Here is a 21,035-nt window from a genome sequence, read left to right as displayed (position 1 = left end):
GGTGCAACCCGAATAGCATGAACCGATGACCACGCCACCGCTCTCCGTCGAGCAGGAGGCGCTGTTCCGCCGCATCGAGGACACCCGCGACCACATCTTCGTGACGGGGCGCGCGGGGACGGGCAAGTCCACCCTGTTGCAGCACCTGGCGCACAACACCGCCAAGCAGATCGCGGTGTGTGCGCCCACGGGGGTGGCGGCGCTCAACGTGGACGGGCAGACCATCCACTCCCTGTTCCGCTTGCCGATCGGCCTGATCGCCGACCAGCAGCTCGAACAGTCCGACGCCACACGCAAGCTGCTCAACGCCATCGACACGCTCGTCATCGACGAGATATCGATGGTCAACGCCGATCTCATGGACGGCATCGACCGCGCGCTGCGACAGGCGCGGGGGCGGCGCGCCGAGCCCTTCGGCGGCGTGCAGGTCGTGATGTTCGGCGACCCCTATCAGCTCGCGCCCGTTCCGCCGCGAGGCGACGAACTCGCCTACATGCGCGATCACTACCGCTCGTCGTGGTTCTTCGATGCACGCGTGTGGACGGGACATGATGCGGGCGCGGAAGGCGAGGGAGCTGCGCTCGGCGGCTTCGCGGATCTGGGCCCCTACGGCGTCCGCCTCGGCATCCACGAACTGGGTACGATCCACCGGCAGTCCGACGACGGGTTCAAGGCCATGCTCAACGCCGTGCGCCACGGCCGCGTCACGGCCGAGATCGCCGGGATCCTCAATGACACGGGGGCACGCACTCCCCCGACCCCCGAGGCCGCCGAGGCGCCCATCATCACGCTTGCCAGCCGCAACGACATCGTCGCCGCGATCAATCGGCGGCACCTGGATGCGCTGCCCGGCACGGCGCAGACGGCGCGGGCCGAGATCACGGGCGACTTCGGCCGGGGCGAAGGCTCGTACCCGGCCGATCTCGAGCTGCGGCTCAAGGTCGGCGCACAGGTGATGTTCCTGCGCAACGACGTCGGGGGCTACGGTGAGCCCCCGCGGTGGGTCAATGGCACGATCGGCACCGTGACGCGTATCGCCGGCGGCGCCGTGCGCGTGGAGGTCGACGGCGCCGAGCACGACGTCGAACCCGCCGTGTGGGAGAAGTTCCGCTACAGCTACTCCCCGCTGTCGAAGAAGATCAGCCGTGACGTCGTCGCCGAGTTCCACCAGTTCCCCCTGCGGCTGGCCTGGGCGGTGACGATCCACAAGTCGCAGGGCAAGACCTACGATCGCGCCATCATCGACCTCGGTGCGGGTGCGTTCGCGCCGGGGCAGACCTATGTGGCGCTCAGCCGGCTGACGAGCCTCGAGGGGCTGTATCTTTCGCGTCCGCTGCGGCCGAGCGACATCCGCGTCGATCCCGACGTGCAGCGATTCATGTCCAACCGCTCGGCGTAGGCGACCGTCCCGCTTCGGCCCTCGGGCGTTGAGCGAGCGAAGCGAGTCGAGACGGCGCGCCTCAGGCGACCGAGGCGTTGCGCTTGGCGTGCTCGAGATCCTGGAACAGCTCGGTGTTGAAGCGGTAGGCGCGCAGCACCTCGTCGACGACGCGCTCGCGCTCCTCCTCGTCCCACGGCACGGTGTCGAGTTGCGCGCGGTAGACCTCCTTGAAGGCCTTGGGGTCGGCGATGTCGTCGAACAGGTAGAAGCCGACGCCGTTCGTCTCGAAGCCGAACCGGCGCTGCATCATGCGCCCGATGAAGATGCCCCCCGACAGGTCGCCGAGGTAGCGCGTGTAGTGGTGGGCGACGAAGCCGCCCGGCCAGGTCTCGCCCACCTCGCGGATGCGGTCGACGTAGCGCTGCGTGGTCGGCAGGGGGACGATGCGCTCGCGCCAGTCCTGGCCGACCAGGAACTCGAGGTCGGCCTCGAGGGCGGGCAGCCGGGTGAGCTTGTCGGAGATGAAGGGGGCCGCCACGGGGTCCGACGTCATGTGGGCCGCGGCGGACTCGAGCGCCTCATAGATGAAGTAGTGCTGGGCGACCAGCGAGACGTAGTCGTCGCGCGTGCCCTCGCCCTGCAGCAGGTCGGACATGAAGCCCTGGCCTTCACTGTCGGAGTGGGCGCCCTGCGAGCGCTCGCGGAGGAGAGTGGAGAACGGGACGACGTTCGGCATGCCGCCAGTGTAGCGGTGAAGTTAGGTTGACCTAACCCCTACTTCGGGATGGATGCGTCGCGACTGCTCAGGAGTGCGGGCGGGGAGGGATGCCGAGCCGTGTGCAGGCCGCGTCGTAGAGCGCCACGATCTCGCGTCGCACCTGCCCGCGCTCGGTGATCGGCCCGCCCGGCCAGGGCACGCGCACCGGCGTGGCGACCCCGCTCGGGCCGTCTGCCGACCAGACGCCGCCGGCCCCGTCGAAGCCGCTCATCGTGGCCGACTCGGCCTCCGGGGCGCCGAACGCGCGTACGATCAAGAGGTTGTCGTCGACATGATCGTCGTTCATGTGACGCAGCACGGCAGTCACCACGTCGTCGTCGAAGGTGAACGCCATGGCGCTCAGCCTACGGCGCGCGGGAGTCGAGTGATGATCTGCGCTGGGTAGAATCGACGACGATACACCGGGGGGTGAACAGATGGCGGCACGTTCCTGGCGCCGTCGTGCGTGGGCGCTCTGGGGTGGGCTGGCCGGCATGGGTCTCATGCTGACGGCGTGCTCTCCCGAGGTGACGCTCGACGTCGATGTGCCGGAGCAGGCCGAGCAGGCGCTGCCCGACGACATGTCGGAGGAGCTGGACGAAGCCGTGCGCACGGCGATGGAGGCCACGGGCTCGAGTGGGGCCATCGCGGGTGTCTGGGCTCCCTGGAGCGGCAGCTGGGTCGAAGGGTTCGGCACCGACGCGACGGGGGCCGACGTCACGTCCGACATGACCTTCCGCATCGCGGACGTCACCCGCCTGATGACCTGCGATCTGCTCTACACGGTGGCGGGCGAGGGCGAGCTCGCTCTCGACGACCCCGTCACCGACTACGTCTCCGGGTACCCGAATCTCGAGGACGTGGCGCTCGTCGACCTGTGCAACGGCACCGGGGGCCTCGGGTCGTACACCCCGAGTCTCGTGGATGGATGGATCGAGAATCCCGACCGCGTGTGGGATCCCCTCGAGCTCGCGTCGTTCGGCCTGGGACAGCCGCGGTCGGCCGTGGGGTCGCAGTACCGCGACTCGGATGCCGGGTACGTGCTGATCGGCCTCGCGCTCGAACGCGCAACCGGCATGTCGGCGTCGCAGCTGTACGAGACCTATATCTTCGAGCCGCTCGAGCTCGAGAGCACCCTGCTGCCGTCGGCGACGGCATCCGTGCCGGGCGAGCGGCCGATGCACGGGGAGTGGATTCCGAGCGACGGGGACGGCGAGCTGCGGTGCGAGGAGCCCAAGGACGTCTCGCTCCTGTCGGCATCGGCGGGATTCACCAACGCCGGGGTCGTATCGACGGTTCCCGAACTCGGCCGGTACCTGCAGGCGCTGGGGGCCGGCGCATTCCAGGACGACGACCAGCCCGAGCGGTGGCAGCCGGCGCTGCCGGCCACCTCGAGCGCCCCGGCCTGGTACACGGCCGCGGGTGGCGGCATCATCGCGGGGCCGCTCATCGGTCAGAACGGGTCGCTGCCCGGCTACATGACGGCGGGATTCACGGATCCGGAGACGGGCCTGACGGTGGTCGTCACGCTGAACAACTCGACCACCGGGGCGAACGCCGCGGCCTACCTCGCTCGCCAGCTCGCGGCGATCGCCGCGGGAGCGCCGGCGGCATCCGGGTTCACCGACCCCGCGCTCGGGCTGCCCTGGACGGCGGAGCAGTACCGCGAGACCATCGCGGGCATCAACGTCTGCCGGTGACGCCGACCCCCGACCGTCGGATGCAGCGTCAGCGCGGATCGACGCCGTAGCCGACGAGGGTCTGCACGAGGTGCGGGGCGAGGGGCTCCGCGGTCTCGAGCACGACCCGCACGCGCGACCCCTCGTGGTCGACGGGGCCGAGTCGCTGGCCCCGCAGGTCGGCGATGGTCTGCCCTCGCCCGGGGCCCTGGGTGGTGTCGACGGTCACGGGAACGCGCGGGGCCCGCGATGTCACCGACCCGCCCGCTGCGAGGGCGGCCGCCAGGGGATCGTGCAGGGCGCAGCTGCGCACGCCGTAGAGCGGGCGGTAGAAGTCGAAGTAGTGGTCGAGGATGTCGCCGACCGCGCGGATGAACGCGCTCGGCGCGGCGGTGAGCGCCTCCCGGTCGGCGTCGGACAGGGTGTGCTCGAGCGTCACGTCGAGCGGAACCAGCGTGACGTCCCAGTCCGCGGCGAGCAGCGCGGCTGCCGCCTCGGGGTCGTTGTGGATGTTGGCCTCGGCGACGGGGCTGATGTTGCCCGTGCTGAGGGCCGCCCCGCCCATCGTCGTCACGTGGCTCACGCGGTGAGGCAGGGTGGGGTCGGCGGCGAGCGCGTGGGCGATGTTCGTGACGGGGCCGATGGTCAGCACGTGCAGGCGGCCGGCGTGACGGTGCGAGAGCTCGAGCAGCAGGTCGACGGCGCCCGCGGGGTGCTCCGCGCGGGTGGCTCGGGCAAGCTCGACCCCGCCGATGCCGTTCTCGCCGTGCACATGGGGTGCGCCCCCGCCGTAGCCGTGGCTCAGATGGTCGTGCGCGCCGGTGGCGACGGGGATGTCGTCACGGCCGGCGAGCGCGAGCAGGTCGAGGGTGTTGCGGGTCGCCTGCTCAGCGCTGGTGTTGCCGCTGACGGTGCCGATGCCGACGAGATCCACGCCGGGCGAGGCGAGCAGGTAGGCGAGGGCGACGGCGTCGTCGACGCCCGTGTCGCAGTCGAGATAGACGGGGACGGGGGTCGCGTGCGTCATGGGGGCCTTCCGATGGCGGGACCGACGACGCTGGCGGGCGCCCGGGAGCGGACGCACTATGCGTTATACCGCGTGGGAAGGGCCGCGGGCAATCCGAGCCGGCGCTCCGGCGAGCCGCGCGCCCCGGCCGCTCGTGATGGAATGAGCGCATGGCAGCGCACAGCATCCCGCCCCTGGTCGTCGTCGGCAGCATCAACGTCGACCTGACGGCATCCGTGGCACGCCTGCCCGGCCCCGGCGAGACGGTGCTCGGCGGCACACTCTCGCGTCAGCCCGGCGGCAAGGGTGCCAATCAGGCGGTGGCTGCGGCCCGGCTGGGAGCGAGCGTGCGCATGGTGGGCGCCGTGGGTGATGACGCGGACGGTCGGTGGATGCTGGAGAACCTGGCCGACACCGGCGTCGGCGTCGGCGACGTATGGCTGGGCGACGCGGCCACAGGAACGGCGCTGATCACGGTCGACGAGTCCGGCGAGAACCAGATCGCCGTGTGCCAGGGCGCCAATGCCGACGTCGGGCTCGACGGGGTGTCGTTCACCACGGACGAGGCGGTGCTCGTGCAGCTGGAGATCCCCCTGGCGACCGTGGAGATGCTTGCTCAGACGGTGCCGGGCTTTCTCGCCGTGAATGCGGCCCCCGCGACGAGCCTGCCCCACGTCCTCGTCGAGCGTGTCGACCTGTTCATCGTCAACGAGACCGAGTACGAGCTGCTGCCCGAGCTGCGCGACGCCCGGCTCGTCGCGGTGACGTATGGGGCAGCCGGCGCCGCGCTCGTCGAACGCGGCGAAGAGGTCGCGCGGGTGCCGGCGCCGAAGGTGCGCGCGATCAGCTCGGTCGGTGCGGGCGACGCCTTCTGCGCGGCGCTCACCCTTGCGCTGTGTGCACGCTGGTCGTATGAGGAGGCGCTCCGTGCGGCCTGCGCCGTGGGTGCGGATGCTGTGACCCACATCGGGGCGCAGCCGCCGCTGCGCGCGCTGGCGAGCTACCTCGGCTGAATCGGCGGTCGGCCGCGACCTATCGTTGGTCCTGACGGATGGGATGGTCATCGGGGACCTGGACCAGAACGATGCGCACACCATCCGGGTCCTCGATCCAGCTCTCGACGAGGCCCCAAGGCTCTTGTTCCGGCGGTCGAAGGATTGACACCCCCTCGGCGGCCAATCGCCGATGTTCCGCAGAGGTGTCGCGCACTTGGACCCAGAGCGAGAGGTTCAGGTTGGTGCCTGGCTTCGCTCGTCCCGACACTTCGAGGAACCCGCTTCCCAGGAAGAAGACCAGTCCAGGGTCGCCAGGGTCGCCGAACTCGCGGTAGACGGCGAGGCCGAGGAGATCTCGATAGAATCGGCGGCTACGTGCGGGATCCGTCGGGCGCAGGAGGATTCGGCTGCTCAACACTTCCACCTATCGATTCTGCCTGACGGCGATCACGACGTTGCCGATCTTTTGGCCGGTCTCGACAAAGCGGTTAGCCGCGACGATGTCCTCCAGCGGGTAGGTGCGGTCGATGACCGGCCGGAACGTCCCGCCGTCGAGGTGGTCGCGAATCTCCTCCACCACCGCCTGATCGTCCTCGGGGAACGGAAACACCACACGTCGGCGCCTACGTCGCATCATGCCGAGGAGCGACAGCGGCAGGTTCTGCCAGCCCGGCCCCAGTTCAGAGGAGACATAGACGCCGTCCGGTCGCAGAATCCGGCGGCACTTCCCGAAGGTGGACGTGCCGATTGCGTCGAAGACCACCTCGAACTGCTGCGGCAGACGGGTGAAGTCCTCGGTCGTGTAGTCCACGACGTGGTCGGCGCCCAGCCCCCGCACGAGGTCCGCGTGCTCAGCAGCGCATACCGCGGTCACCGTGACGCCCATAGCCGCGAGCTGCTGCACGGCGGCCGAGCCGATCCCGCCCGTGGCACCGTTGACCAGCACTCGGTCGCCGGGCTGGATTCCCGCGCGGCGGATCGCGGAACGGGCGTAGTGGAATCCCTCGGTCGCGGCGGCGGCCGTCGGCTGGTCCACTCCAGCGGGCACGGTGGCGACTGAAGCGTCCTGGTGCACCACGGCATACTCTGCGTGTGCTCCGAACCGGCCCTCGAGGTAGCCGAAGACCCGATCTCCTCCCCTGAACTGATTCACCTGCACGCCGATGCCGACCACCTCGCCGGCGAACTCGGTTCCCAGGATCGGCCGTCTGGGGCGGCGCAATCCGGTCAACAAGCGCATGAAGAAGGGCCGAGCGGCACGGTAGGCACAGTCGGTGCGATTGACGGTCGTCGCGTCGACCCGGATGAGCAGCTCACCCGCACCTGGCTCGGGCACAGGGACGTCGGTGACCGTGACGACTTCCGGTGGCCCGTAGCTGGTGTTCACCGCTGCTCGCACGTCGCCAGCCTACGGCGCCGGGTTGCGGAACCCCAGGTTCAGGCCGTCCGGGAAAGTCTCACGAACCGAGAGAAATCGCAGTGAGTAGTGGATGTCACTTCTCACGCAGGCTGGCACTGGTACCGGCGGATTCTCATCTCGTGGCACCGATGATTTCGTGCTTCAGCGAGCAGGTAGCGTCCGACTGCTTCTCAGCCTTGATGGCACTTCATTCGCCTTTACAGGCTGACGAGAGGTGAATCTTGATCGAGAGTCTTCGTGACACCAGGCTTGGTCAGGTCAGTGAGGCCAGCCCGGTCCGGACTGCTCGTAGGCGCGCTGCTTACGCCGCCGCTAGTGCTCGCGGTCGATGGGTAGGCCGTCCACGGCAGCGCGCAAGCGCCGGTCGCGGGGGTCGAGTTCCCCCGCGAAGGAAGTCGTTGCTGCTCTCAGCACTGTGACGTCCTCACGCAGACGCCGGCTCTTGGCCTTCGGGCGCTTGATCTCCGTATGCTCTTCGCTGGTCTGGCCCTCGCGGTCACCGGCGTCGATGTCAGCCTGCACCACCCAACGGCGCAACGACTCCGCATCGATGCCCTGCTGCTGCTGACGGGCGACAGCCGCGATGACCTTCGCGTTCGACGGGTAGTCCGCCCGATACTCTCGCACGAGCCTCACGGCTCGCTCCCGGAGCGCGGGATCAATCCTCTTTGGCATGATGACATCCTTCCAACTCGAAAAGGTGCGGCATCAAACCTGGCGCGGTTCATAGAGAGCTACCGCCAGGTCAGCCGTGAGGAGGCAGCGCGGCGCCACCACCTGCACTTGTCGGCATGCCCCCGGTTCTCAAGCGTCTTGAATCCTTCGGTACCGCGACAGCGCCCATGCAGCCTCCCATTCGGAGTATGAAGTCGAACCGCCGAACTCGGCGCTAGACAGATCTGCTTCCAGCTCGCGTTCGAACCGACTACCGGACTCAAGTTCGCGCAAGAGCTTCTCTGCCTCGAGAGACGGCCAATCAACGTAGCCCTCGTCACCAGCGGTGTAGAAGGTCGTTCGGTCCGGCGGAGTCAGCGCTGCGCGAGCACGCAAGCGCACGGGAAGGTCCGGATTCGAGGTGAAAAGGCGGCCGAACGCCACCGCGTCAACCTGACCCGCTTCCACCGCCGCTTCAGCCGACTCTGCCGTATAACGGCCCGCAGCGATGAGGCGCCCTGGATAGCGCGCGCGAATCCACGCCGAATCGATACCATCGGCGTGGCTGCGATGTGACTCGGATCCTGAGACGCCAGGCTCGACGACGTGAAGAAAGGCGAGGTCGAACTCAGCAACAACCTCGAGTACCCGGGCCCAGAGCACGTAGGGCTCCGAATCTTGCATGCTCTGAAACATGCTGGAGGGCGAGATGCGCAACCCGACGCGTTCCTTGCCGAGGGTACCCGTGACAGCCTCAAGCACCTCGCGAAGGAAGAGCGTCCGCGCCTCGACACTACCGCCGTATTGATCGGTGCGGACGTTGCTGCCGTCCTGCAGAAATTCGTCGATGAGGTAGCCGTTCGCGCCGTGCAGCTCGACTCCATCGAAACCGGCTCCGATAGCATTCTCCGCGGCGACAGCATAGTCGGACACCACGCGGGCGATCTCACCGGTCTCGAGCGCCCTGGGTACGGTCGACGGAATGATCTCACCGTCGAGCTCGCGATCCTTCTCGATCGCAATTGCGGACGGCGCCACGGCTGGTTCACCGCCCGCCTGCAGCAGCGGATGCGACGCCCGACCAGTGTGCCAGAGCTGCGCGACGATCAGACCGGCGCGCGCGTGCACGGCTTCCGTGACCGTACGCCATCTCGCGATCTGCTCGTCGGTCCACAACCCCGGAAGACGGCGATCTCCGATGCCTTCCGCGGAGATGCAGGTTCCCTCGCTGACGATGAGACCGGCATCCGCGCGTTGAGCATAATACAGAGGAGCACTGGCCGATGGCACCGCCTGAGGGTCAGCGCGTCGCCGCGTCAGCGGTGCGAGTACGACGCGATTGCGCAGCGCGAGATCTCCTAGTCGGGTGGGCGTGAACAGCCTCATAAACTCCTCCATTGCAGTAGAACGGCCGATTCCCGGGCAAAAATCACGGGTGCTGTCGACTAATCTTCGGGGCCCCTCGGTTGGATAATGTCTCATTCCGCTCCGGTACGAGGGCGTTCTGTGGCTTACCGAGCTCGGCCCGTTAAGCGTCACAATCGGATCGATAAAACCTGTCAACCGCCCTTCACGACCACCGCATCGACCGCCTGGACGGTTGGCTGAATAGCTCCGTCAGCAGCCAACAGCATCAGCGGGTTCACATCGAGTTCCGAAATCTGGAATCGCTCCTGGATGATGGCATCGCCCAGATCCACAGCGGCGGCAGCCCACGCCGCGATATCGACCGCCGCTTCCCCGCGGACGCCTCCGAGAAGCGCCGCGATCCGCAACCGACCGATAGCCCGCATCGCGTCCTCAAGTGAGAACGGGGGTAGGAGCACCTCGGCATCCGGTAGCGCTTCAATGTAAGTTCCACCTGCGCCGACCATCACCACCGGCCCGAACGACGGATCGAGGTGTGCCCCGAGCATTCCCTCGTGAATGCCTTTCACCATTCGCGCGATGATCGCGCCCTCGTTCGCGATCCCCTCCCGCTCCATGACGGTGAACATATCGGCGACGACGCGCTCGGCGTCGGCGACGGTGCTCACGCCGACCTTCACCAGACCGAGTTCGGACTTGTGGGTCACGTCAGATGAGCATCCCTTAATCACAACCGGCACGCCACCAAGCCTTTCGATGGCGCCCGCAACCTCGTCGGCGCTCGTGACGAGCGCATGCTCGACAACAGGGATGCCGATCTCACGCAGGAGGCCAAGGCTCTCAGCCTCATTCAACGTCCCTCGAACGGCAGATAAGGTCGGACGCACAAGCGGGCCAAGTGCCCGTGCCCGTGCCTGCTGAATAAGGGTGTGGTGCTTGAGGTACTGTGCAAGAGCGCGCACTGCTTCTGACTCGTCGGAGAATACGACCAAGCCGTGGTCCCTGAAAACCTGAGCGATCCTGTCCTGCGGAACTACCAAGACGAGCGGGATCTTGCTGTGCTTCTCGAACTCCGTTGCGTCCGCAGCGAACCGATCGACGTCATATCCGCGCCCCGACACAGGGATTCCGATCAGACACGCGTTTGTGGACGGATCGCGCCCGAGAACGGGCAGGACACGACCAAAAAGCGAGCTGTCAGTGAGGAGCGCTGCGGTGACATCGATCGGGTTGTTGACCGAAGCGAAGGCAGGTAAGGCCTGGGTGAGCTCCGACCGAGTGGCGTGGGAGAATTTCGCGAGTGGCAATCGGTGCGCGTCCGCGGCGTCCGCGGCCAGCACACAGATGGCACCCGAGTTGCTTACGATCGCGAGTTCATCGCCGACCGGCTTTACTGGTCGCAGGTAGAACTCGACAGCCGAGACGAGATCACGTGTGCTGCGAGCGCGCCAAATCCCGTGCTTTTCGAAGAAGGAATCGACAACGCGTTGCTCGCTGGCGAGAGCACCGGTGTGTGAAGCTGCTGCCCGCTGGCCGTCTTCACTGCGGCCGCCCATCAGCGCGATAACGGGTATATCGCGGTCAAGGGCCGTACGAGCCATTTTCACAAGAGCGTTCGGATCCTTGATGTCCTCGAAATAGAGTAGGAGTAGTTTCACGTCGGGGTCCGTCACTACTTCCGCCGCGAGTTCGGCAGCGCTGACATCGATGTCATTGCCGGTCCCGTGGGCATATCGCACTCCGATGCCAGCGTCTCGTAACAGTCCGTACGGTACGGAGCACAGCGCACCGCTCTGACTCACGATCGCCACCGGGCCATCCTCAGGTGGCTGCTCGGTGAACAGGGTCGAGAAGCTCAGCACGGCGCCGGTTGCGAAGTTGGCGAGGCCCTGCGAGTTCGGTCCGATGATCCGCATTCCCGTCCGACTCGCGGCGTCGAGCATCTCACGTTGCCAGGCCGCACCTTGCTCCTCGCCAGTCTCGCCGAAACCGGACGCCATGATGAGGCAGCCTTTTACCCCGAGTTCGGCGCAGCGCACCACCTGAGCGACAGCGTTCGTCCCGGATACCGCCACGATTGCAACGTCGGGAACCACCGGCAACCGATCGATGGAGGCGTAGGCCTCGATCCCCTGCACATTGTCACGAGACGGGTTGATGGGATAGATCTCGCCGTCGTATCCGCATTCGCGCATATAGCGAATCGGGCGACCGCCGATCTTGTCGGGGTCGTTCGACGCACCGATGACAGCAACGGAACGTGGGCTGTGAAAAAAGGACAAGGAACTCATTTGGACAATACCTCGCAGTACGGGAGCAGTTGACCGGCCTCATCTCCGACGATTGTCGTCTTGACCCGAGTCCCGATCGGGGTCCCGGGCAGGTACCGTGCCATGATCCTGATCCCGTCGTCGAGGTCAACAAGAGCGATACCGACAGGATCGTCCTTCCCGTCGACACGACGGTGGATCGTCGTTCCGGTGAAGATCGTCCCCAGCCCACTCGGTTCGAACAAGCTAACGTCTGCGCCGCACTTCGGGCATCGAAGTCGAGGCAGATACCAGCGGTGACCGTTCGCGCACTGTTGCGCGAGGAGACGGGGATCACCACTCGTCCAATCCGACGCGGGGGTCATGCCGTCGCCCCAATCGCCGTACGAACGTTGCTCGAGTGGCGACCGCCAAGAACGAGCGACACATGGGCCGACAGGACGCCACCGTCGGCATGCAGAAGCCCGAGGTCGGGGGATCTCTTGAGCTGGCGAACTCCTGCCTCACCACGAATCTGGGTCACGACTTCCGCCATGTGGGCCATACCACCGGCAACGCCCGAATGCCCGTACGAGAGCAAACCGCCGTGCAGGTTGAGTGGATACCGGCCCGTGGCGGAGAAGGCCCCTTCGTTCGCGCGTTTCCCCGCAGTACCCGGTTCGGCAAGCCCAATGGCCTCGAGAAGAATGGCGAGCGTGATCGTGAAGCTGTCGTAAATGCCGAAGACGTCGAGATCTGCGAGAGTGACACCGGCAGCTCTCATTGCCTGCTCTGCGCTTTCGCCCGCGCCGAAGCCGTCGAAGTCCGCCTCACTCACGTGCTGGTGCGGATTCGTCTGACCGATCCCGGCAACGGCGACGCTTTTGCTATTAGTGTCGCGGGACGAGATCACAAACGCCGCACCACCGTCCGAGATCGGGCAACAATCCAGGAGGCCAAGGGGTTCCGCAATAAGTCGTGCTCCAACAACATCCTCCACGGATATCGGTTTCGAGAACTGGGCACCGGGGTGGGACGCGGCGTTCTGCCGCATCTGCACTGCGAGTGGCGCCAAGGCTCCCCGCTCCAGTCCATGACGGTGGAGGTAATCGGAGGCCAGGAGAGCGTAGTAGGACGGAAGATTCGCGCCCAGGGCGACCTCGTGCGTTTCATGCCCGACCTGGGCGAGCGTCGAAATGGCGGTATCGCGGCTCTGACCGCTTGCGCGATCTTCTCCGCCAACGACGAGAACTGTATCCGCCGAGCCGCCTCGAACCAGCCGCGACGCTTCTGCAACCATCGCGAGCCCAGTGGCCCCGCCGACGTTCATGCCGAAGGCGAGCGCTGGACGGATGCCCAGGTACTCCGCAAGGAGATTGGCTGGCATAATATGGTTCAGTGTGGTGGCGTATCCAACGATCACGGCATCCACAGTGTCAGCGGCGATGCCCGCGTCATCAAGCGCAGCCGCCGCTGCCCTTGCCTGAATCTCAAGGGCGTTCTGCCCCGGAAGCCGGCCGAAGCGGGTCAGCCCCACGCCGTTCACGAGCGCAGCCCGCTTTGTCGTCTCGTCTCTCTCCGGCATGGTCATTTCACCTGTCTTCTGCGCCTCGCACATCGGGGATCGGGCTCGACATCAATCCGTAGCACGTGTCCCAGGGTTGGTCGTCCTTCCATTCTTGACGCCCATATGGTCGAGACGCTGTCCCATATTGCAACGCCGGCCGAGACAGCCGGAAACCCCGATGGCGCCTCACCGGCGATCGTCTCGAAATGGGACAACGATCGCCGCTCGTCCCCGCGCAGACTGGCTGTCCAGGGCCGTCGGGCGACTTGTCGCGCGGCCAGTCTCTACGAGAGAAGGGAACATCCGACGATGAGCAACGTCGCCACACGGCCGGACGTGATCGAGGTAGATGCGGTTGTGATCGGGGCCGGGTTTGCCGGTCTGTACTCCGTCCACAAGCTACGTAACGACTTGGGCCTAACGGTGCAGGCTTTCGACAATGCCGAGGAGGTAGGCGGGACCTGGTTCTGGAATCGCTATCCTGGCGCTCGATCTGACACCGAGGTCAACGCGTACTGCTACTTCTTCGATCGCGAGCTGTACGAGAACTGGCAATGGACCGAGCGCTACCCGCGGTACCCTGAGATCCGTGCCTACCTGAACCACGTCGCCGACAAATACGACCTTCGTAAGAGCTATCAGTTCAGCACCCAAATTGAGAGTGCGATCTTCAACGAGGACTCCAATCGCTGGATCATCACGACCGATAAGGGTCAAGAGCTCTCCGCTCAGTTCCTAGTCGAGGCGGTGGGTCTGCTCTCGGCGACGAACATTCCGGAGTTCAAGGGCCAAGATTCCTTCACGGGAGAGATCTATCACACGGCGCGGTGGCCGCAGGAAGGCGTCGACCTTTCCGGAAAGCGCGTGGCCGTGATCGGCACGGGCTCGAGTGGAATCCAGGTCATCTCCGAGATCGCTCCGACTGTGGAGCACCTGACGGTCCTGCAACGAACCCCGCAATGGGTTGTGCCGTCGCGGCATCGTCCCATCGACCCCGACCTCCTGCAGCGGATCCGGGAAGATTACGATGGGTACCACCACAGCTTGCTCTACTCCACGACGGCGTTCGGCTTCGAGGAGAGCGACATATCCGCCGAGAGCGTCCCTGAACCTGAACGGCTGTCGCGATTCGAGCAAGTGTACGAAGACGGCGGGGGGTTTCAGTACATGTTCCGTGCCTTCAACGACGTGGCGACTAGCCTCGTGGCCAATAAGGCCGCGACGGACGTCATCGAGAAAAAGATTCGTGAGACGGTCACGGCCCCCGAAGTCGCGGACAAGCTGGTCCCCACGGAGCTATACGCGAAGCGACCCCTCTGCTGCGACAACTACTACGAAACGTACAACCGAAGCAACGTGACGTTGGTCGATGCAAAGGAGAATCCCGTCCTCGAGTTCACGCCAAACGGCATCCTGGCAGGGGATACCGAGTACGAGGTAGATGTCATCGTCTTGGCAACCGGGTTCGATGCCGTCTCGGGCAACCAGCTGCGAATCTTCCAGCAGGGTCGGAATGGTTTGACCCTTCAGGACAAGTGGCGCGACCGACCCCACGCGTATCTGGGCATGACGACAGCCGAGTTCCCCAACCTGTTCATGGTGTACGGTCCGATGGGCCCGTTCACGAATCAGCCACCCGTTCACGAGGCGCAGGTCAACTGGATCGCCGACGCGATCAAGTACACGCTCGAATCCAGAGCGGAGACAATCGAACCCACGCGGCAAGCCGAAGACGAGTGGATGACACTGTGCGATGAAGGCGCAAACGCGACTCTGTTTCCCCAAGTCAACTCATGGATCAACGGTGCGAATGTCCCCGGCAAGCCCGTGGTGAACTACTTCTTCATGGGGGGCATGGCCGCCTACATGGGGCACATGATCGCGGACACTGAATCGAATTATCGAGACCACTTCGCGTTCCACGGTGCGAGGGTGTCAGCGTAGTCGAAAGTCTGGCGACAGGGCTTGCGGCCGCCCGGCGAGATCGCCAAGTCCTGTCGCCTTCGCTCTCGCGTTCTACCTGCCCAACTCGCCGGTTGGACCAGACTCAGCGAGGCTGGTGACCAAGACGTGATGAGATCCGAGCCGCTGACACTTGCAACGCTTCAGCGAGCTCCTCCTCGTGCTCGAGCAATGAGCCGAGCATCCCCGCCACGCTGAGAGCACCAACGGCCGTGCCACGTGCGTCAAAGATCGCAGCACCAAGTGCACCGATGCCCGGGGTGACGTCCTCCAAGCTCCGTGAGTAGCCCCGTTGCCGCACATCCTCGAGCCGTTCGCGCAACGACGACTCGTCGAACATCTCTTCCCCGGACGTATCGAGATTCCAAAGCGCGATGACGCCAGGGAGCAACTCCGTCTCCCGCGCAGCCAGCAGAGCTACTGGGCCCCCGCCAACGTGCAGCGGGAACGACCGACCAACATCGAGCGCCATGACACGCACCGGAGTTTTTCCCTCGATCCGCTCGATGCAGACTGCGCGGGTGCCATCGGCAACGACGAGATAAACGTCTTCACCCGTAAGAGCGGCGAGTTCCGACATGTCGTGGCTAGCCTCTGTCCTCAACTGGAGGGAACTGACCGCTACGGCGCCGAGTCGAAACACTCGCAAGCTCAGTCGATACCGGTCGCCGGTTCGTTCCAGCCAGCCAAGGACTTCGAGCGTCGAACACAACCGGTGAGCGGTTGTCCGCGTTAGGGAGGAGCGATCAACGAGTTGCGCGAGCGTCAGCTGCGGCTCTGCATGTGTGAATAGCTCAAGCAGACGCACGGCCTTCGCCACCGAAGCTACGTGGTTCTTCACGTCTAGGACGTCGCGTTCAGTAGGGGGCATGGGGCTCCATCGAGAGACCTTTGGCGGCGGGTGTCTTGACACATTAAACCGCATCCGACAGGATTGTCCGTATTCCGGAACTGCACTCCGGAATACGGACAATCGATCCCGACTGCGAATATGTAGGAGGAACACCTTGCCCGCGGAGCTAGGGGTCAACTTCCACTCGGCGCTGCCGAGTGGAAAACGCGTCGCGCTCGTCACCGGTTCCGCGCAAGGGCTCGGGCTTGCCGTCGCGCGAGCGTTCCTCAACTGCGGCTACCGGGTCGTTTTATCCGATGTCAACGAGGAATCGCTCATTGCGGCGCACCTCGACCTCCGCCAAGCGCACGAGGTAGACGTGATCGCCGCCGCTCACGCGGACGTGACGGATGACGACTCCGTATCCACCTTGGTTGGCCGCGTCGCAGACTGGGCGGGGCGGCTCGACGTACTTGTCACGAATGCGGGACTCATCATGCGTTCGCCCACCGAGGCCCTCGACTTTGCAGCTTGGCAGTCCGTCATCGACGTCAATCTGACTGGCGCCGTCCGGTGCGCGAAGGCTGCGTTTCCCATGCTGCGGGACTCGTCAGGGAGCATCATCAACATCGGATCAGTAGGCAGCTCGCTCGGGATGCCGCAGCGGGCTGCCTACAACTCGTCGAAAACCGCGATCATCGGCTTGACTCGTACTCTGGCCGCCGAATGGGGGCCCCTCGGCATACGGGTCAACGCTATCGCGCCGGGCTTTATCGATACTTCGATGATGCGATCAGGATTCGAGAAGGGCCTTCTGAACGAGGATTCCATCATCACGCGTATTCCCCAGCGACGGCTTGGGGCGTCCAGCGAGGTCGCTGGAGCTGCCGTGTTTCTCGCATCACCCGCCGCTTCGTACATCAACGGCGCATGTCTTCCCGTCGATGGCGGTGTAACGATCGACGGCACGTTCTTCTGATCTCCCATCACCAAGTGAAGGAACCAACATGACGAAAGCGGCCACGGAGGCCCAGTGCACCCCGTCAGAACTTGCTGACATCGCACATGCACTGCGGATGCGCATGATGCGCATGGCAGCGGGAAAGGGGGAGGGCTATATCGCTCAAGGCCTGGGCATCGCCGATCTGCTCACGGTCCTTTACTGGAGGGAATTGCGGTTCGACACAACCAGCCTCAACGATCCAAAACGTGACCGCTTCCTCCTATCAACCGGCCACTACTCCATCGCCCTCTACGCCGCACTCGCAGAGCTCGGTGTGCTATCCGAAGAGGAGACCGCGACGTACGCCCTCAATGGCAGCAACCTTCCCATGAGTACCTTCGACGAGACCCCGGGCGTAGAAATTACGAGTGGGAGCCTCGGACACGGACTCGGACAGGGGGTGGGAATGGGGCTCGGCCTCCGCCTCGACGAGTCAGATGCCGATGTCTATGTAGAGATCTCCGACGGAGAACTTCAGGAGGGATCTACCTGGGAGGCAGCAATGGCAGGCGCGAGCTTCAAGCTCGACAACCTCTGGGCCCTGGTGGACTGCAACGGCATCCAAGCCGATGGCCCTATGGTGCTCGACATCGAGTCGGTCGCTGAGAAATGGACCGCGTTCGGTTGGAACGCAGCGGAGGTAGCGGGCAACGACCTGGTTTCGATCGTCGACGCGTTCGATCGATTGCGCGACAGACCCGGGCCGAAGGCGATCATCCTTCGCACCACACCGGGTTACGGCGTGCCCTCCCTCGTCTCTAGGGAGCGCGCACATTTCGTCCGCGTCGCCGAGGACGAGTGGAGCGGCCTTACTCAAGAGCTGGAGGACAATCGTGAACAACGTCGGTAGCCGCGCGGGTGGAATGGGCGAGCTGGCCGAGGTGACTGGTCCCTTCGAGGTCGCACCATTCGGCAAGACGCTGGCCGAACTGGGTGCCTCGATGCCTCAGATCGTCGGCATTACCGCCGACATGGGTCGTTACAGTGATATCCACCCCTTTCGAGATGCCTTTCCGGATCGCTTCTTCAATGCCGGCATGGCGGAACAGGACACGATCATGATCGCGGCGGGCCTCGCAAAAGTCGGGAAAGTCGCCTTCGCCGCAACGTACTCAGCGTTCCTCACGAGGCGTGCTCTGGATTTCATGGCCATCTCCTGCGCCCACTCGCGCGCGGATGTGAAGGTCATGGCTGGCTCTCCAGGTCTCGTCAATCCGTATGGAGGCACGCACCAGGCTCTTGAGGACCTTGCCGTCATGCGCGCCATACCCAATATGACGGTCATCGATCCGTGCGATGCCACCGAACTAAAGCAGGTAGTCCACGTTGCCGCTGAGACGCCGGGCACGTTCTACATTCGCAACCTGCGCGGCAAAGTCCCGGTGGTGCTCGATGAGCATTATGAGTTCCAGCTCGGAAAGGCGGCAATGTTGCGCGAAGGCACCGATGTAGGGATCGTATCTACCGGTTTTATGACCGCCCGCGCACTTGATGCGGCTGATCGTGCCGCGCGCGTCGGCGTCTCCGTCGGCGTACTGCATGTGCCGACGATCAAGCCGTTCGATGTCGAGAGCGTCCTGACTTTCGCGTCGACGGTCAAACGACTGGTAACCGCCGAGAATCACCTCCGCACTGGCGGCCTTGGCACCCTTGTGCTGGAGTCGTTGTTCGATGCAGGCGAGGCGAAACCGACGATTCGGATCGGGCTCGGCGACCGCTTCCATCCATGTGGCTCGCAGGACTACCTTGACAGACTGTACGGCCTGGACACGAACGCCATCACGGATGCCGCCGTGACCGGACGGTGGAACTATTGAGCGTCCGCACCTTCAGCGCACCACATAGGTACGTGCAAGGTCCTGGTGCGATCCATGAGGTCGGCGCGCTGAGCGCACTGCGTCATCAGCGCGCCGCGGTGCTGATAGACAGCACGATCGCCGACCTCCTTGAACAACCGCTCACCGCCAGCCTCGGACAGGCGGGGGTCGCGACGTCGGTCGCACGCGTGTCCGGCGAGGTGACGGAGAACACGATGGCGACCCTGGCGGAGAGCGTCCGCGCGCACGCGCCTGACGTTGTCATCGCGGCGGGTGGCGGGAAGACTCTCGACATCGGCAAGGGCGTGTCCATGCTCCTTCGGGTTCCTGTGATCACGGTGCCGACGATCGCGTCAAATGACGGGCCGACGTCTCGGCTCATCGCTCAATACGATGAGCAGCACCGCTTGATCGACACACCAACACTCACGCATAACCCTGAGGCCGTCGTCGTCGATTCCTCGCTTGTGTCTGCCGCCCCCGCTCGGTTCCTTCGCAGCGGAATCGGTGACGCGCTCGCAAAGAAGTTCGAAGTGCTTGGAACGGTGAGGGCGCAAGGCCAGACGTCGCATGGATCGCTATCGTTCCGACTCCCGGTAACGATAGCGTCAGAATGCTTCGAGACGATCCTGCGTGATGGCGTAGCCGCAGTGGCCTCGCTAGGAAGAGAACGGGTAAGCGAGGAACTTGAGAACGTCATCGAGGCGGTCGTCCTCATGTCGGGACTCGCATTCGAGAATGGTGGCCTCTCAGTGGCTCACGCGCTCACTCGTGGGCTCATGATCACCCCGGGAGCCGACCGACACTTGCACGGCTACCACGTCGCGTACGGCCTCCTGGTTCAGCTGCAACTAGAAGGGGAACACATCGAGATCGCACGACTGCGAGCGTTATATAGGGAGCTGGACCTGCCATGCTCGCTAGCCGACCTTGGCGCGAACTCTGATCCCGACGTTTTCGCGCGGATAGCACGCGCGACGCTCGTTGCCCCTCACTCACGACACATAGTTCCAGCGCCCACCGAGCCCGCTCTAATCAAGGCGATGTGTCGACTGGAATCAGAGCACCGTTGAAGAACGTTTCCGGGCGCCGGTGATTCCACGACTCAGCGTGCGGTCCCAGAACACCCACTCGAGCTCGACGACGAGCTACGCGTCGCTGACGGCCTGCGCTGACTCCGACCGAGACTTGAATGCGTAGTGGCCGGACGGGGCGATCGGTACGGCGTGCTCGCTCGGTGAGCACCCGGCAGATCGCCTCCGTTCCGAGCCGAGCACGGCGAGCGTCGATGAACTGAACTACCACCGCAGTCGCGGGTCGAGCTCCCGCGCGAAGAAGGAGGACGCCGCCAACAGAATCGGCGGATTCAACCGGTGGTCACAACGAATTTTGTGAACTCCTCCGATGGTGTCATGTATCCGAGGGTCTTGCGCGGCCGGCCGGCCGTTGAGAGAGGCCTGAATCGCGGTCTGAATCGCCCCGGGTGTCGTGGAGGGTCTGATTCCCCGAGAGGATGATGACTATGCCAGCACCGAGGAAGTATCTCCCGGAGCTTCGTGAGCGTGCGATGCGGCTTGTTGCCCAGGCCCGGAAGGAGGATCCGGAGCTGTCGTTGAACGCGGCGGTGATCCGGATCGGGCAGCGTGTCGGGGTCAATCCCGACACGCTGCGGGGCTGGTGCAAGCAGGCTGAGATCGATGCGGGCGAGCGTCCCGGGACCACGACGAGCGATGCTGCTCGGATCAAGCAGCTCGAGGCGGAGAACCGCGAGCTCAAGCGTGCCAACGAGATTCTGTTGGCGGCGTCCTCGTTCTTCGCGCGGGAGCTCGACCCGCGACTGCCGTGGTAGTTCAGTTCATCGATGATCATCGTGACCGTTTCGGGGTCGAGCCGATCTGCCGGGTGCTCACCGAGCATGCCGTGCCGATCGCCCCGTCTGGTTACTACGCGTTCAAGAAGCGACCCGCATCCGCGAGAGCGGTCGCGGACGTGGAGCTGGTCGTCGAGATCGAGCGGGTGTTCTGGGACCGCACGCTGGGTCGCGGGATTAGCGGCGCCCGGAAGGTTTGGCGGTTGCTGCAACGCGAGGGCGTCGTGGTGGCCCGCTGCACAGTCGAACGCCTCATGCGCCAGCAGGGGCTGCGTGGGATTCGGCGCGGGAAACAGTTCGTCACCACAAGAGCTGACGGCGCTGCCTTCCGTCCACCGGATCACGTGGAGCGCTGCTTCCGCGCGGACCGGCCGAATGAGCTCTGGGTCGTCGACTTTGAGCGCCACGAGGCGCTCTTGAACCTTGCGGTGGTGAAAGGACACCGCTCGACGCCTGTCGCAGCAGGCGTGTGATA

Annotated in this window: 20 protein-coding genes, 2 pseudogenes and 1 other annotated feature; of the genes and pseudogenes, 10 read left to right on the top strand and 12 right to left on the bottom strand. The window is 65.0% G+C overall.

The window, feature by feature from the left end; translation table 11 throughout:
• The first annotated feature begins 25 nt into the window (after positions 1-25).
• Positions 26-1,399 carry an ATP-dependent DNA helicase gene (locus M4I32_RS04855; RefSeq protein ID WP_319033374.1) on the top strand — a complete coding sequence of 458 codons (1,374 nt, stop codon included), beginning with the start codon at positions 26-28 and terminating at the stop codon, positions 1,397-1,399.
• A gap of 61 nt (positions 1,400-1,460) precedes the next feature.
• Here M4I32_RS04855 and M4I32_RS04850 read toward each other — a convergent pair whose 3' ends face one another.
• Both M4I32_RS04850 and M4I32_RS04845 read right to left on the bottom strand, forming a co-directional pair.
• The gene (locus M4I32_RS04850; protein WP_319033373.1) at positions 1,461-2,117 is read right to left on the bottom strand and encodes a biliverdin-producing heme oxygenase; all 657 of its coding nucleotides are present in this window, start codon (positions 2,115-2,117) and stop codon (positions 1,461-1,463) included.
• A gap of 67 nt (positions 2,118-2,184) precedes the next feature.
• A complete protein-coding gene (locus tag M4I32_RS04845) occupies positions 2,185-2,493 on the bottom strand; it encodes a DUF2470 domain-containing protein (protein WP_319033372.1) in 309 nt (102 codons plus the stop codon).
• Between the two features lie 82 nt (positions 2,494-2,575).
• On the opposite strand from M4I32_RS04845, the gene M4I32_RS04840 reads away from it, so the two are divergent.
• On the top strand, positions 2,576-3,838 hold the full coding sequence (locus tag M4I32_RS04840) for a serine hydrolase domain-containing protein (RefSeq protein WP_319033371.1): 1,263 nt from the start codon (positions 2,576-2,578) through the stop codon (positions 3,836-3,838).
• Positions 3,839-3,866: 28 nt separating this feature from the next.
• Here the strand turns inward: M4I32_RS04840 and M4I32_RS04835 are convergent, their stop codons facing one another.
• Positions 3,867-4,844: a nucleoside hydrolase gene (locus M4I32_RS04835; protein ID WP_319033370.1), complete on the bottom strand. Its 978-nt coding sequence runs from the start codon at positions 4,842-4,844 to the stop codon at positions 3,867-3,869.
• 149 nt (positions 4,845-4,993) lie between these two features.
• On the opposite strand from M4I32_RS04835, the gene M4I32_RS04830 reads away from it, so the two are divergent.
• Positions 4,994-5,836: a ribokinase gene (locus M4I32_RS04830; protein ID WP_319033369.1), complete on the top strand. Its 843-nt coding sequence runs from the start codon at positions 4,994-4,996 to the stop codon at positions 5,834-5,836.
• A 19-nt stretch (positions 5,837-5,855) separates the two neighbouring features.
• On the opposite strand, the gene M4I32_RS04825 is transcribed toward M4I32_RS04830, so the two are convergent.
• The 7 genes and pseudogenes from M4I32_RS04825 to M4I32_RS04800 form a co-directional block, all read right to left on the bottom strand.
• Positions 5,856-6,242 (bottom strand): VOC family protein, encoded by a 387-nt coding sequence (locus M4I32_RS04825; protein ID WP_319033368.1) that lies wholly within the window; start codon positions 6,240-6,242, stop codon positions 5,856-5,858.
• On the bottom strand, positions 6,243-7,217 hold the full coding sequence (locus tag M4I32_RS04820) for an NAD(P)-dependent alcohol dehydrogenase (protein ID WP_319033367.1): 975 nt from the start codon (positions 7,215-7,217) through the stop codon (positions 6,243-6,245).
• 376 nt (positions 7,218-7,593) lie between these two features.
• Positions 7,594-7,913: pseudogene (locus M4I32_RS04815) on the bottom strand (IS3 family transposase); the annotation flags it as partial.
• Positions 7,914-8,042: 129 nt separating this feature from the next.
• Complete coding sequence (locus M4I32_RS04810; protein ID WP_319033366.1) at positions 8,043-9,278, bottom strand: alkene reductase; 1,236 nt, start codon at positions 9,276-9,278, stop codon at positions 8,043-8,045.
• Positions 9,279-9,451: 173 nt separating this feature from the next.
• On the bottom strand, positions 9,452-11,551 hold the full coding sequence (locus tag M4I32_RS04805) for an acetate--CoA ligase family protein (protein WP_319033365.1): 2,100 nt from the start codon (positions 11,549-11,551) through the stop codon (positions 9,452-9,454).
• Entirely contained in the window at positions 11,548-11,895 is a 348-nt protein-coding gene (locus tag M4I32_RS15195) for a Zn-ribbon domain-containing OB-fold protein (RefSeq protein ID WP_413466780.1), read from the bottom strand. Before M4I32_RS15195 ends, M4I32_RS04805 begins: the two co-directional genes overlap by 4 nt.
• On the bottom strand, positions 11,892-13,100 hold the full coding sequence (locus M4I32_RS04800; RefSeq protein WP_319033364.1) for a thiolase family protein: 1,209 nt from the start codon (positions 13,098-13,100) through the stop codon (positions 11,892-11,894). Before M4I32_RS04800 ends, M4I32_RS15195 begins: the two co-directional genes overlap by 4 nt.
• Before the next feature lie 285 nt (positions 13,101-13,385).
• On the opposite strand from M4I32_RS04800, the gene M4I32_RS04795 reads away from it, so the two are divergent.
• A complete protein-coding gene (locus tag M4I32_RS04795) occupies positions 13,386-15,020 on the top strand; it encodes an NAD(P)/FAD-dependent oxidoreductase (RefSeq protein ID WP_319033363.1) in 1,635 nt (544 codons plus the stop codon).
• A 103-nt stretch (positions 15,021-15,123) separates the two neighbouring features.
• On the opposite strand, the gene M4I32_RS04790 is transcribed toward M4I32_RS04795, so the two are convergent.
• Both M4I32_RS04790 and M4I32_RS15190 read right to left on the bottom strand, forming a co-directional pair.
• Entirely contained in the window at positions 15,124-15,618 is a 495-nt protein-coding gene (locus M4I32_RS04790) for an IclR family transcriptional regulator (protein WP_319033362.1), read from the bottom strand.
• Between the two features lie 102 nt (positions 15,619-15,720).
• Positions 15,721-15,909 (bottom strand): annotated as a pseudogene (locus M4I32_RS15190) (helix-turn-helix domain-containing protein); the annotation flags it as partial.
• A 136-nt stretch (positions 15,910-16,045) separates the two neighbouring features.
• On the opposite strand from M4I32_RS15190, the gene M4I32_RS04785 reads away from it, so the two are divergent.
• The 6 genes from M4I32_RS04785 to M4I32_RS04755 all read left to right on the top strand — a co-directional run bounded on the left by M4I32_RS04785 (position 16,046) and on the right by M4I32_RS04755 (position 21,033).
• Positions 16,046-16,849 carry an SDR family NAD(P)-dependent oxidoreductase gene (locus M4I32_RS04785; RefSeq protein WP_319033361.1) on the top strand — a complete coding sequence of 268 codons (804 nt, stop codon included), beginning with the start codon at positions 16,046-16,048 and terminating at the stop codon, positions 16,847-16,849.
• 28 nt (positions 16,850-16,877) lie between these two features.
• The gene (locus M4I32_RS04780) at positions 16,878-17,723 is read left to right on the top strand and encodes a transketolase (RefSeq protein ID WP_319033360.1); all 846 of its coding nucleotides are present in this window, start codon (positions 16,878-16,880) and stop codon (positions 17,721-17,723) included.
• Positions 17,707-18,690 (top strand): transketolase family protein, encoded by a 984-nt coding sequence (locus tag M4I32_RS04775; protein WP_319033359.1) that lies wholly within the window; start codon positions 17,707-17,709, stop codon positions 18,688-18,690. The genes M4I32_RS04780 and M4I32_RS04775 overlap by 17 nt, the downstream gene beginning before the upstream one ends.
• 32 nt (positions 18,691-18,722) lie before the next feature.
• Positions 18,723-19,763: a glycerol dehydrogenase gene (locus M4I32_RS04770; protein ID WP_319033358.1), complete on the top strand. Its 1,041-nt coding sequence runs from the start codon at positions 18,723-18,725 to the stop codon at positions 19,761-19,763.
• Between the two features lie 449 nt (positions 19,764-20,212).
• Entirely contained in the window at positions 20,213-20,539 is a 327-nt protein-coding gene (locus M4I32_RS04760) for a transposase (RefSeq protein WP_319033357.1), read from the top strand.
• Positions 20,497-20,625, top strand: a sequence feature (AL1L pseudoknot). (Overlaps the previous gene by 43 nt.)
• Positions 20,593-21,033 carry an IS3 family transposase gene (locus M4I32_RS04755; protein WP_319033356.1) on the top strand — a complete coding sequence of 147 codons (441 nt, stop codon included), beginning with the start codon at positions 20,593-20,595 and terminating at the stop codon, positions 21,031-21,033. (Overlaps the previous feature by 33 nt.)
• Positions 21,034-21,035 lie beyond the last annotated feature (2 nt).

Source organism: Microbacterium sp. LRZ72 (assembly GCF_033792225.1).
Lineage (GTDB): Bacteria > Actinomycetota > Actinomycetes > Actinomycetales > Microbacteriaceae > Microbacterium.
Note: the sequence above shows the minus strand (reverse complement) of the source record. Positions and strands in the feature narration are given on the sequence as shown.